Annotated in this window: 10 protein-coding genes and 1 riboswitch; of the genes, 6 read left to right on the top strand and 4 right to left on the bottom strand. The window is 48.7% G+C overall.

The genetic code is table 11. From position 1 onward, the window contains the following. A riboswitch (cyclic di-AMP (ydaO/yuaA leader) is annotated at positions 1-137 on the bottom strand. A gap of 332 nt (positions 138-469) precedes the next feature. Further along, entirely contained in the window at positions 470-1273 is an 804-nt protein-coding gene (locus tag AC3WU2_RS27850; RefSeq protein ID WP_379351532.1) for a carbamoyl transferase, read from the bottom strand. Positions 1274-1285: 12 nt separating this feature from the next. After that, positions 1286-3274 carry a M1 family metallopeptidase gene (locus AC3WU2_RS27845; RefSeq protein ID WP_492458171.1) on the bottom strand — a complete coding sequence of 663 codons (1989 nt, stop codon included), beginning with the start codon at positions 3272-3274 and terminating at the stop codon, positions 1286-1288. A 102-nt stretch (positions 3275-3376) separates the two neighbouring features. On the opposite strand from AC3WU2_RS27845, the gene AC3WU2_RS27840 reads away from it, so the two are divergent. Then, a complete protein-coding gene (locus AC3WU2_RS27840; protein WP_492458170.1) occupies positions 3377-3877 on the top strand; it encodes a YwhD family protein in 501 nt (166 codons plus the stop codon). A 107-nt stretch (positions 3878-3984) separates the two neighbouring features. On the opposite strand, the gene AC3WU2_RS27835 is transcribed toward AC3WU2_RS27840, so the two are convergent. Beyond that, complete coding sequence (locus AC3WU2_RS27835) at positions 3985-6075, bottom strand: transglycosylase domain-containing protein (RefSeq protein ID WP_492458208.1); 2091 nt, start codon at positions 6073-6075, stop codon at positions 3985-3987. Positions 6076-6392: 317 nt separating this feature from the next. On the opposite strand from AC3WU2_RS27835, the gene speE reads away from it, so the two are divergent. The 5 genes from speE to argS all read left to right on the top strand — a co-directional run bounded on the left by speE (position 6393) and on the right by argS (position 11687). Next, complete coding sequence (gene speE, locus AC3WU2_RS27830; RefSeq protein ID WP_492458169.1) at positions 6393-7220, top strand: polyamine aminopropyltransferase; 828 nt, start codon at positions 6393-6395, stop codon at positions 7218-7220. A gap of 16 nt (positions 7221-7236) precedes the next feature. Continuing rightward, the gene (speB, locus tag AC3WU2_RS27825; RefSeq protein ID WP_492458168.1) at positions 7237-8106 is read left to right on the top strand and encodes an agmatinase; all 870 of its coding nucleotides are present in this window, start codon (positions 7237-7239) and stop codon (positions 8104-8106) included. Positions 8107-8209: 103 nt separating this feature from the next. Beyond that, positions 8210-9436 (top strand): GGDEF domain-containing protein, encoded by a 1227-nt coding sequence (locus AC3WU2_RS27820; protein WP_492458167.1) that lies wholly within the window; start codon positions 8210-8212, stop codon positions 9434-9436. 132 nt (positions 9437-9568) lie between these two features. Further along, positions 9569-10015 carry a YwiB family protein gene (locus AC3WU2_RS27815; protein WP_492458166.1) on the top strand — a complete coding sequence of 149 codons (447 nt, stop codon included), beginning with the start codon at positions 9569-9571 and terminating at the stop codon, positions 10013-10015. Then, on the top strand, positions 10002-11687 hold the full coding sequence (gene argS / locus AC3WU2_RS27810; protein WP_492458165.1) for an arginine--tRNA ligase: 1686 nt from the start codon (positions 10002-10004) through the stop codon (positions 11685-11687). The genes AC3WU2_RS27815 and argS overlap by 14 nt, the downstream gene beginning before the upstream one ends. A gap of 108 nt (positions 11688-11795) precedes the next feature. On the opposite strand, the gene AC3WU2_RS27805 is transcribed toward argS, so the two are convergent. Continuing rightward, a complete protein-coding gene (locus AC3WU2_RS27805) occupies positions 11796-12935 on the bottom strand; it encodes a S8 family peptidase (protein ID WP_492458164.1) in 1140 nt (379 codons plus the stop codon). Positions 12936-13541: the final 606 nt, after the last annotated feature.

The raw sequence follows: 13541 nt of genomic DNA, 5'->3' as shown, positions 1-13541 counted from the left end.
TAAAACTCCTTCCAACGCCTACGAGGTTAGCTAAGGGTTCGGTTGAAGGCTCCCTATGATCCCTTACTTGCAAGATCAATTCACCCAAAGATGGTTCCCCCGTTTCCTGGTGCGCAGGAACTCGGCTTCAATGATTTGGTGCACCGGATACAAATAACAATAATGACAAAATTGATTACAAACTTATTACAAAATCTTAACTAATTGTTATTCTACCAGACGGTCTGCGCTTTGACAAACCCTTTTTACGTTTTTATCCCATTTTTTTGCGAAAAACAGCGAATAACCCGAGCTTCGCTAGGCGAAATTCGGGTTTATTCGTTACTTCCCTATGATATTTGGACGAGTATCGGCATTCTGAGAGCTTCCAGGGCGGGCGCTCGCTTAGATTTATTTTATTTCTTTTTCGGGGCCCCTGCAAAGTACCTGAACCAGCTTCGAAGCAATAGCATCACTTTGTCGGGTTGAATTAGCATTTGCTCTGCCACAATTTATATTGTGCTGCAATACCCCATACCTTGACGATGGAGCGGACGAGATGATAGGTCTGATGAAGAATAATGGCAAGGAGTCCTGTCCAGATCCATGCGGCCGCTGTGAAAATTCCGCTTATCAATAACAGCAGTGCAAGTAATAGAAGGGTGATCCCCAGGATCATCGGCAGATTTTTGAGGGAGAGGAGCAGCCCTTGGAATACCCCGGCCTTGCTCACCTGTCCAAATTGCATAAATAAGAACAACTGGTGAATGATCCAAGCGAATACAATCCATCCGAAGATGATCGGGAGGAAGGATATCCCCAGGTGCTCTAGATCGTAGAGCTTCCATTCCTGATAGAAGTATGGAACTACCCAGTATGCAGGAGCAAGGATCAGCAGGTTCTCCAGCCAATAGAATAAGCAGACCGGCTTCCAAGCGTATTTAATGCCTTTGAAGAACAGGAGTCCTTTATCGTCTTGGTGATGAATAGAATAGTAGAGTCCTGCGTTGATGAATGGGGTAATTAACATGCGAATCAAGAACAGCCCTGCGAGCATCCAGAGGTAATAATCGAGGATGTCCGTCTTCATAAGTTGGAACTGACTCTCAATCAGGAACATCTGCATACTCGTCTCGGTGGGGTGGGGATCCGGGTAGTGTTCCAGAATAGGAACCACGATGGCGTCGATAAATCGATAGAGGAAGAAGCCCCAGATCAGCTGGTACAAGAATAGAATAATGACGATATAAAAATGATGTTTGACGATGCTAAAGCTTTCTTTAATATAATTCATTCCGGGTTCACCTCACCATCCGAGTGCGTTCAAGATACTCTCGATCAGTTTCGCTGTGCTGAAATTGATTCGTGTTTTGACGGCCTCATCAATTTGGGCCTTCATATAGTTATTGATGCGTTTATTCTCGAGCACCATGGTGTCTTGCGGGTCAATCATGACCCAGTCCAGCGGTGTCTTATGGGTGAGTGTATATTGAATCGTTGCTGATGCGCCGTCCCAAGTTCGCTTGACGGAAGTGCCGTCTTTGAACATGAATACGACAGGAACCTGCGGATAATCACCGCCTTTTTTACGAAGAATGACTTTGGATTCATACGCGGATGTTCCGTTATTATCTACCTTCTTAGCGGTAATACTCTCTACAGCATAGTCCGTCATGAACCCTTTATAGACATATTGATTGAAGAAATCGGTCCAATCCTTCTTCGTGACTTGTTCGACGACATGCTGGAAATCTGAGGTGGTTGGATGACGGAATGCCCATTTCTTCGTATATGTCTTCATAATTTTGGCCATCGTCTTGGCTCCCACTTGCTTCTCTAGGGCGATAAGCACCAGCTTGCCACGTGTGTACACATTTTCGGCGTACTGATTGGAGTCTTTGTACTTCCATGCAAAGAGAGACAGAGGAGCTGGGTCAGTCATGTAGCTCGATTCAATCGGCAAATTCGCGACGATCCCGTATTCCGTCTCCATGACGCGGTCCTCTGCATAGGAGGTGAATCCTTCATCCAGCCAAGCTTCTTCAAATTCATTGCTCGCGAGCATGCCGTAGAAATATTGATGTCCGATTTCATGCACAACGGTACGCTCTAGATCATATCCGGGGTTGTCATCCATCGCGCCAAAAGCCGTAATGAGGGTTGGGTACTCCATCCCGCCCGCGCCGTTCCCTTCTTTGGGTGGTACGACGATCGATAGCGTAGAATACGGATATTCTCCGTACCATTCACTGTAACGGGCGAGCGCCACCTTGGCAGCATGGAAGTACCGCTCTTGCAGATCCTTATGCGCTGGATCAAGGTATAGCTTGATTCGTACGCCAGGAACGTTCGGCGCAGAGAATGGCTGCTCCGCATAGATGAAATCCGGTGATGCGGCCCATGCGAAGTCGTGCACATCCTCAGCATAATATTGATAAGTTTTGTAGCCGTCTTGTTGGGCTGCGCTTTTGGTTGGGAAGCCTGAGGCGGCAACTTTATACGCTTCAGGGACCTGGATGCGAACGTTGTAAGTTCCGAAATCAGAATAGAATTCGGAGTTCCCGTGATATTGATGGATATTCCATCCTTCAGTGGTCCGTCCTCGCATGCCTGCGGGTTCGTAGACAGCGAGCTTCGGGAACCATTGTCCCGCCATGACGAAGTTGCCTGCGACACCCATACGTGCGAAGACGCCCGGCATTTTTACATTGAACTTCATATTGAGCGTGATGGACTGGCCGGGCTTGACCGGTTGAGAGAGCCGAACCTTCATTAAGGTGCGATCATTCGGATTGTTGTCATCGGGCTGCACATATTGCATTCGTTTCATGAGCGACATACCTTCTTCGGTCTGCATGTCGGTGATTTCCATGGACCCGTAGCTGCCTTCCTTCATAACATCTCCGCGTAATTTGCCTCCAGATTCTTGGATAAAGGTGGACTGCTTGGACGCAAATGCATTCGGGTAGAGGTGGAAATACAGCTCATTCACGATGTTTTTGCCGGGGTTGGTCCACGTGACGGATTGGCTGCCTTGCAGCGTTTTGCCGATCGGAGAATCTTCAAGCTTCACATTCATGTGATATTCAACAATGCGTTTGCTATACACTTTCGAGGTAGGCTCCTCGATGGTCTGCTTCGGCTCTGCCGGTTCGCTTGCGGCCGTGCGCTGTTCTGGAAGCTTCGACATGGCGGTCAGATGATCTGCCTGGTTTCTGCTGAACCAGATCGCATAGCCGAGCAGACAAACGATGAGCGAGATCGTTAGAATACGTTTCGTTTGACTTGGGGTCATACACGTTTACCTCCCGTTGACAAGCATGTACAGCATGTATATGTTTGCAATTTCAATAATATTAGCTAAAATAAAATTAAATCACTTGGAGGTATAATGCGGATGAGTTCTGAAGAGCAAAAACCGAAGAAACAGCTAGCCCTGAATGTTGTTAGCAAGAAGGAACATAAGGGATTTGGCGCAGGTTCAATCGATTTGAATAACGTCTCCCCGGTCATTATCGATCAAGGAGAAGCTTATATTGATATTGGTGCGATGCACGCGAAGAGTAAGGTAGAACGCGGGATTAAGTTCCTCACGAATCGGGAAGATGTGCCGAATGGCCGGAAATGCTGGATTGTCTGGGTTGCGGTTGACCGTAATGAAGAAGGTCCGTTCTACGGCGGTATGACGGCTTGTGAAATGGCTGTTGATCCGGAGATCAAGCGCGGATGGAAAATTCTTGCGGAGCATGTGAACAAGCTGGATTATGCGTTGAAACGCCGTGTGATGCTGGAAGGATTGGATGCAGAAGAGAAGAAGCTTCTTCGTGAGCTTCTGATGCAGCACAATCCAGAATGGTGGGAGCGTACCAGCGATAGCGTGAAGGAAGCATTAGTATAGGGCTATATTATAGAAGAAGAGACAGCGATCCGAGATGGATGGCTGTCTCTTTTTTTTCGGGGCCCCGCAAAGTGTCTGAATCACTTCGAAGCCGAGTCCCCGCTTTGTTAACCCGTCCACCAACGTTTGACATCTTGCCACCAGGAGCGGTGCTGCGGCGAAGATTCTGTTCCTTCTTGTTTGGTCTCTTCTCCGTGGTGTACGCTGCAGGATTCGGTTGGCTCGGTACCGACGACGAAGGCTTCGAGCCGCTTGTCCGGACATGCGGTTGTCGCGAGCTGACCTGTCTGCGGATCAATATAGACATTGACGACGCCTTCGGGAATCGGAAATATCTTCGGCGGCACATTGCGCAGCGCTTCTTCGGTGAATTGCGCGAAGATAGGGGCTGCCTTGTGGGCATCAACGGCATGGATCATTTTCCCTCGATCATAACCGACCCAGACAGCGGTCGAGAGCTCCGGTGTATAGCCGACCAGCCAAGCGTCGTTATCGGTCGTTCCTGTCTTACCGGCGACAGGACGCTTCATGAGCGATGAGACCCGGTTGCCGGTTCCGCCGGTATCGAAGACGCTCTCGAGCAGGTTAGTTAAGACATAGGTATGCGCGGCATCCGTCACCTGCGTATGCTGCGGGGTCGGGGCTTCATAGATTGAGTTCCCTTTGGCATCGGCAATCCGTAAGACGGCAATGGGCTCAACCCGCTCGCCTTGATTGCTAATGACAGCATAGGCGGAGGCCATCTCGAATGGACTGATCGGGAATGTGCCTAGTGCAAGTGACGGTAGGGGCTTTAGTAGGCTGTCAATGCCCATCTTCCGGGCCATTTCGACCACATTGAGCGGATCAATCTTCATAATCGTATTCACGGCATAGATATTATCTGAAACGGCAATAGCTCGGCGCATATCAATCTCACCGAAATATTTGCCTCCATAGTTACTGGGCTCGTACGTTTTCCGGTTTTCATCATAATGGAACAAGGTCGGTTCGCTCTTGAACCGGGACATGCTGGTCATTTGGTTACTCTCAAGCGCAGCTAGATACATAATGGGCTTGAAGGCAGATCCGGGCTGTCTCGTCTTCGCGAATACACGGTTAAACTGATTGGTTTTATAGTGTGTCCCGCCGACCATCGCTTTGACATAGCCGCTGCGCGGATCAATGGAGACGAGCGCTGCTTGTAAATCCGAACCTTCGGGGATTTGTTTCGCGATGGCTTGTTCAGCTGCCTGCTGCGCTTGCAAATCGAGTGTCGTATAGACGGTAATGCCGCCTTCGGCTAGCAGAGACTCGTCGAACCCGAGCCTATCCGTCACAACATTGCGAATATAGTCTCGGAAGTAAGGAGCGATCTCTCCTTCTTGCGGCGTCTCGAGCGGCTTGAATTTCAAGATTTCATGATAAGCAGTGTCCGCTTGCTGCTTCGTAATGTATCCACATTCGACCATCGCGAGGAGGACTGTTCGCTGCCGATCTTTGGCATTTTTCATATCGCGAAATGGGGAATAATACTTAGGTCCCTTCGGTATACCCGCGAGCATCGCGCTCTCCGCGAGCGTCAGTGATTTGGCCGGCTTATCGTAGTATAGTTCTGCGGCGGGTTCAATCCCGTAGGCGCCGTGTCCATAATAGATATTGTTCAAATATTGGTTCAAGATCTCATTTTTACTTAAGTTCATTTCCAGCTGAATGGTATACATGGCTTCCTTCGCTTTGCGTGTCCATGTGCGTTCATGACTCAAGTACAGATTGCGAGCTAATTGCTGGGTTAGCGTGCTAGCGCCTTGTTTCGTCTCCAAATGCTCTATATTGACAAGCGCTGCACGAGCCATCCCTTTGATGTCGAATCCAATATGATTGTAGAAGTGACGATCTTCGACAGATAACGTGGCATGGATCAGGTCAGGTGCAATATTAGTGAGTCCTACAGGACGTCTCGAAATACCGGATTGCGGTTGAAAATAACCAATGATTTGCCCTTCGCGATCCACGAACTTGGAGGCTATTCCCATCGAGGAGACAGGCAGGGAATCGGCGCGCAGATAGATAAGTAAGCCACCTGTACCGATGAGGAGGAGTAGGAACAGGAATAACGCTGCCGCTCCGAGACGCTTCAATAGACGCACCCTTCGCGAAGGTTTTGATTTGGCATGGGCCGCATGGGACTCTGATTTTCTCGCCTGATGACGCGACATCCCTTCCATCCTTTCTTGTTCCAATCTGGGTGAATTCCACCTATCCCTTAGTATGGAAAAAGTTAGAAAGTCATATTCATTCGTGTCCGAAATATTAAATTTTAGATTCTGACAACTTATACTGTTGCTTTTTTGGAAAGTTTTATTATAATACATCTTGTCCTAGAAGAAGTGACCTCGACATCTTAAGCGGATGATCAGCGTTTCTTCGAGAAATATAAGACCAATTTCTTATATTTCAAAAAAACATGGGAAAGAGCGTGATACGTAATCGTCCCTAAACGATTAATCTACGAGAAGAAAGAAGGCTAACTACGATGGAATTGTGGTACACGGAGAAACAAACGGAATCCTTCGGGATTACAGCTAAAGTGAAAGAAACGTTTGTAACAGAAAAAACGGATTTTCAAGACCTCGCGATGATCGATACGGAAGAATTCGGACGTATGCTTGTCTTGGACGGCATGGTCATGACAACGATTAAAGACGAGTTTGTCTATCATGAGATGGTCGCTCATCCGGCGTTGTACACGCACCCGAATCCGAAGCATGTGCTAGTTGTTGGCGGCGGAGATGGTGGCGTTATTCGTGAAGTATTGAAGCACCCGCAAGTGGAGAAAGCTGTTTTGGTTGAGATCGACGGTAAAGTAATTGAGTACTCGAAGAAATATTTGCCGGAGATCGCCGGAGAACTGGACAATCCTCGCGTAGAAGTTATCGTAGGCGACGGTTTCATGCATATCCATGAAGCGAAGGATAGATATGATGTAGTAATGGTTGACTCCACGGAGCCTGTTGGCCCTGCAGCACCATTGTTCGAGCGTGGGTTCTATCAAGGGATCTTCGAAGCGCTTAGAGAAGACGGAATCTTCGTTGCACAGACGGACAACCCTTGGTTCAAGGCTGATTTGATCCAGAAGGTCAACAAAGATGTCAAAGAAATTTTCCCAATTGTTCGCGTATTTGCTGCGAACGTTCCAACATACCCAAGCGGTCTTTGGACGTTTACAATGGGCAGTAAGAAATACGATCCGCTTGAAGTGGACGAGACACAAATTCCAGAAATCGACACGAAATACTACAGCCCTCGCTTACACAAAGCGGCATTTGCATTGCCGAAATTTGTAGAAGACCTGTGCAAATAAGGAGGAGACAAGAACGATGCGTTTAGATCAAGCTTACTCCGGTAATGTCTTTATTTGCAGCTCGGACGATTATGAGAACTCCAAGGCGGTCATCTATGGCATGCCAATGGACTTCACAGTAAGTTTCCGTCCTGGTTCGCGCTTTGGCCCGCCTCGTATTCGTGAAGTATCGATTGGATTAGAAGAATATAGCCCTTATCTCGATAAGAGCATTACAGATATGACGTATTTTGATGCTGGCGACCTGCTCTTACCTTTCGGCAATGCAGCGCGTAGCTTAGATATTATCGGCGAATTTGTTGGCAAGCTGCTGGCTGATGATAAATTCCCGATCGGCTTAGGCGGAGAGCACTTAGTTTCTTGGCCGATTTTTCAAGAGGTCTACAAGAAGTATCCGGATCTTGCGATCATTCACTTTGATGCACATGCTGACCTTCGGGAATCGTATGAAGGAGAGCCATTGTCGCACTCGACGCCGCTTCGCAAAGCAGCAGGTCTGATGGGCGGCAAGAATATCTACCAATTTGGTATTCGTTCCGGTTCCCGTGAGGAGTTCCAATATGCACGTGAGAACATCAATTTCCACCCGTTCGAAGTGCTTGAGCCGCTCAAAAAAGTGCTGCCAGAGCTTGCAGGACGTCCGGTATACGTAACGATTGATATCGATGTGCTTGATCCTTCAGCTGCGCCAGGAACAGGTACAGCGGAAGCAGGCGGGATCACATCCAAAGAGTTGCTGGATGCGGTTCATACGATCGCGCGCTCGAACGTGAATGTGGTAGGTTGTGATTTGGTGGAAGTAGCACCGGCTTACGATCCAACAGAACAGACACAGATCGTAGCAGCCAAAGTTATCCGTGAGATGCTGCTTGGTTTCGTGAAATAAAGAAGAATAAGCCAGGGATAGTGAATTTACAACTATTTCCTGGCTTTCTTTTGTTACACCATCATTCTCCATACGGTATACTAGGATCACATCTTAGAGGAGAGTGAAAAGTGTAGTGTACGTATTCGATTTTCCAATCGTGGATATTGATCCAGTTAGGAAATTCATTCTTGTGAACTCAGCAAGTATTGTGCTTAATTTTATTTCGCTGCTCGCAGCATTTATTCTGACATATAGTCTGTTCTTCAAAAAATTATCGCTGGTTTATATCGCACGTTCACCCAAACGATATCGTGTGTTATTTGGTTTGATTGGTGGGATTCTGGCCAGTATCACGGTGCTCCTAAGTGTTCTTACGATTACGAATATCGACGATTTTCATTTTATCGATGCCTTGACGATTGGACTTCGGACGTACTTTATTTTTATCTCTCTCTATGGAGGAGGCGTCGTATCGGGGATCATTACGCTAACGTGTATCACGGCGATGCGATGGCTTGTGGATCCGAGCGTTCAAACGGCTGAGGAGCTCAGCTGCATTGATCTGCTCGCATTTGCAATCACGTGGATTGGATTGCGACTGGATTTGGAGCGTCATTGGAGATGGGCGTTGATTAGTACGACCACTATTCTCTTGCAATCCGGATACTTTATCTTGAAAGGCATGGATCTGGGAGATTTGATCCTGTATATTGGATCGATGCTCGTTGTTGCCGTTGTGGTGTACTTCATTATGTATTATGTGATTCAATCTCTAGAGATGTACGTGTACTTTCAACGTAATGCGATGCAAGATTTTCTGACCAAATTAGACAACTTACGATCGCTGCATCTGAAAATCACGCGACTTGTGAAGCGCATGCAGGATACGAATCGAGACTACACCGTCATGATTGCAGATATCGACTATTTCAAATCCATCAATGATACTTATGGTCATGCGGCAGGTGACGAGGTGCTGAGGCAATTCTCGAAGCTGCTGTCAGAGTATTGTCCCAAAAAAGATATTCTCGCGCGTATGGGAGGCGAGGAATTCTGCCTGATTCTATCGAGCGGCATTGAGGAGTCGGAAAAGCTCGCGAATCAAATCCGGGAAGCCGTGGCTGGTCATCTCTTCTCTCTGCTAACGCAGCAGAGTGCATTCATTACCGTGTCCTTCGGACTCGCTGGCTGCAATCGAGATCGTGTGCATACCGTGAATGATATGCATGAAGTGATGGATGAAGCGGATCAGGCGCTCTATGCTGCGAAGACGGCTGGACGAAATCGGGTATCGGTGTATCAAGCGGGGGATTCGGCAGGACACTCTCGGCGTTTGGGATGGAATTGAATCATTTGAGCCGCTGGTAGGCACTGAGCCTTTCGGCGGTTTTTTGTCTGTGAAGCAAGGAACTGTTTGAATTCATAGGACGAACTGGGTATAGTAGTGAGATAGAATTAATGGTGACAGGAGAGCGTGGTAATGCCGAAGAAACATCGGGTGCGAATACGCATCGTGAGCGATCAAGAGCAAGGGCAGACCATTCAAGAGTTCCGAGGTGAGCGGATTGATAAGGATAGCCATATCTATATTCGCTACGAGGAGAACTTGACGGATACGCCGCTTACAGGAGAGGCTGCGAAGACGATGACAACCCTGAAGCTTGGTAGCGATACGATTAAGCTGATTCGTCATGGCGCCGTGCAGTCGGAGCAATCTTTTCAGATGGGATGCAGATTGCCTGGGTTCTATCGCTCGCCATTCGTTCAATTGCAATTATCGCAATGGACCTCACGGCTGCAGATCGACATGCAGGACGTTGCAGGAACGGTGGAGTGGGATTATGAGCTGTTCGCGCATGAAGAGAGTACAGGACAATTCAAAGTGAGTTTAACGATACAGGAGGATCTGGATCATGAGTCAGAATGAAAGTGTATTGGAGCAATTAAATAATGCCGTGAAGAATGCGGTCGGTGAAGCAGTTATTGCAGCGGGTCTTGTGACTAGAGAAGAGCTGCCAGCTTTCGTGATCGAAGTTCCGAAGGACAAGTCCCATGGGGATCTTGCGACGAATGCAGCGATGCAATTAACGAAAATTGCGAAGAAGAACCCGCGTCAAATCGCTGAAGCGATTATCGCGAACCTGGATAAGAGCACAGCATCTATCGAGAGTGCTGAGATTGCAGGACCAGGATTTATTAACTTCCGTCTGAACAAAAGTTATTTGTATCCGGTTATTGCTGAAGTTGCGGCAAAAGGTGACGGCTTTGGTCGTGTCAACGCAGGAGCGGGTAAGAAGGTCCAAATCGAGTTCGTGAGTGCGAACCCAACAGGCAGCTTGCACCTAGGTCATGCGCGCGGCGCAGCCGTGGGTGATGCATTATGTAATGTGCTTGATTTTGCTGGCTATAATGTCACGCGCGAGTACTATATTAATGATGCAGGGAACCAAGTGGTAAATCTCTGTAAATCGATTGAAGTTCGTTACAAGCAGGAGCTTGGTGTTGACGCTGAGATGCCTGAAGACGGCTACTACGGCGAAGACATTAAAGGATTTGCCAAGGAATTGGTTGCGGAGAAAGGCGACAGCTTGCTGTCATTAACGGATGAAGAGCGTACGAAATTTTTCCGCACTTATGGACTTGAGAAAGAATTGAATAAGATTAAACGCGATCTAGGCCGTTTCAAAGTTCACTTTGACGAATGGTTTAGTGAGACATCGCTCTATGAGACGGGCGCTGTAATTGAGTCTCTGGATGAATTGAAAGAAAAAGGCCAAGTGTTCGAAGAAGAGGGCGCGACATGGCTTCGTACAACGCCTTACGGCGATGATAAGGACCGCGTCTTGGTGAAGAACGACGGCACGTATACGTATTTGACACCGGATATCGCGTATCACCGGAATAAGTATGCGCGTGGCTACGATCAAATGATCAATATCTGGGGTGCTGATCACCACGGTTATATTCCGCGTGTTAAAGCAGCGATGGAAGCACTCGGCAACGATCCCGCGAAGCTGACTGTATTGATTGCTCAGATGGTGAGTTTGTTCCAGAACGGCGAGAAGGTGAAGATGTCTAAGCGTACAGGTAAAGCTGTTACGATGGAAGATTTGATGGATGAAGTCGGCGTAGATGCGATCCGTTACTTCTTCACGATGCGTTCGATGGACTCCCATCTTGATTTCGATATGGATCTCGCCATTTCGACCTCGAACGAGAACCCGGTATTCTACGTACAATACGCTTATGCACGTGTTTGCAGCATTTTCCGTCAAGCGGAAGAGCAAGGTGTTGTCATTCTGCCTTTATCCGAAGTAGACCTCACGAAGCTTACTGCAGAGCATGAATATGATTTGCTGCGTAAAATGGGCGAGCTTCCGGAAGAAATCGCGGTGGCAGCGCAAGGTTATGCGCCGCACCGGATTATTCGTTACGTGTATGAACTAGCTTCGCTGTTCCACAGTTATTACAAAGCTGAACGCGTCATCATTGAAGACGCGTCGGTTACGCAAGTGCGCCTCGCATTGCTGGGCGCGGTGCGCACGGTTATCGCCAACGCGCTGCGCCTCGTTGGCGTATCTGCGCCAGAGCGCATGTAGGCACATGCGCTCAAGGCGCGGCTAACGCGCACGGCCTGTGGCCGCGTGTGCGTAGCAGCACGAGCAGCCCCACCGCGAGCTTTCGCATGCGGTGGGGCTGCTTGGCGTCTAGCGCTCCGCCTCGCGTAGCAGGCGCAGCGCGTCGACTTCGCCGGGCGCGGGTTTTGGCGAACGGAGCCCGCGGATGGTCGTCGCCGAGCGGCGCAGCAGCGCCTTGATCTCGCTCGGCGAGAGGCCTGGCTTTTGCGCGAGTAAGAGCGCAATCGCGCCGCTGACATGCGAGGTCGCCATCGAGGTGCCGCTCATCTCGTTGTAATTGCCGCGAAGCCACGAAGAGATGATCTTGTCGCCAGGCGCATAAATATCAATATATGGTCCGCGATTGCTGAATTTGGCGACTCGGTGCAGTCGATTCGTGGCGCCAACGGCGATCGTCTGCGGATACCGGGCAGGGTAATCGACCGATTTGCGCTTGGAGTCATTGCCAGAAGAGGCGACGATGACGACGCCTGCATTATAGGCATTGACGACCGCATTCAGCAGCGCTTTACTGCTGGACTTCATGCCGAAGCTCATGTTGATGACATGCATGCGATTTCGAACACACCAATCAATCCCGAGGATAATATCGGATACATAGGCTGAGCCGTTGTGATCGAAGGCTTTTACGGGATGAATTAATGCCCGAGGCGCCACCCCAATGATCCCTTTCAATTGGTTAGCGGCAGCGATCGTCCCAGCAATATGGGTACCATGCCCATTATCATCGTACGGCAGCATGTTGCGGTTGAGCAGGTTAATGCCGCGCATGAGAGAATGACGAAGATCCGGGTGCCGATAATCGACGCCGGTATCAATGACACCGATTCTGATGCGGTGCCCCGTTGAGGTAGACCATGTCTGCGGGGCACGGATCTGCTGGACTCCCCAAGGGATTCCATGATCCCATTGCACGCTTTTGTGTGCGGTCGCGTGGACCTTCATGACTCGCGCATCTTTTTCGATGAAGATGTCGTTTTTGAACATACTCAGCTTCGATTCTGAAATAGCTGGACAGATCATCGCATGAATAATTCTTGACGGTTGAACCGCGCTCAGCATGGCAAGAGAGGATTTCATTTTCTTGAGAAGTGTCAGGCATCTTCTGAAGTCGCGGGTATGGACAAAGCGGATGATTTGTTTCTTCTGGGAGCCGCCCCCCCGAGCAATTTCGTCATGCAGCAATTGTAGAAATGTTGAGTAGTCCAATTTGGAGTCCCCTCCTGACTAACCATGTTGCAGTATTGTATGATTGGCTAGAAAAGAGGGACTGGGTAACATGCCTTTTTTATAAGAAATAGGCCATCTTTCGTGTCAAAGCGGTCCCGAGGACATAGTATGAAGGGAGAGCCTAACAGGGTTCTTTATGAGATACAAGGCCTGTGAAGAAACCTGGTTTTCTTCAGGCGGATACAGTCACTGCGAAGGGCACCCCCCCTTCGCATTCCTCACTAGAGGAGAGTAAAAAATTGAACTTTGATCACGATGCTTCACAGGATGCTTATTCGACGTCGAATCTTGTGCTCACGCTCAAAACTTCTGTGCTCATGTAGGTTTCGCCTACACTCCGCTCCTTGTTTTTCGCCTTCGCCCAACCTTCTCGGTGCTGAAAGCTCATTTTTTTACCTTTGATTTAACTTTTACAACCTTAACCCCTAAAAACAAAACTGCGCGATGGATCTGGCCGATCCATACTCGACAGTACTACAACTCCAACAAATACATATCTTTACCGCAAGAAGGTCCCCCCATCTAAAAGGGAGGACCTTCTTGTATTGCACCGCTTCTTGCAAGCTTCTCCCCCGGAACCTGGAT

It is taken from the genome of Paenibacillus sp. EB106-05-06-XG162 (assembly GCF_058791655.1).
The sequence above is the reverse complement of the archived record's forward strand: the minus strand, read 5'-3'. Positions and strand labels throughout refer to the sequence as shown.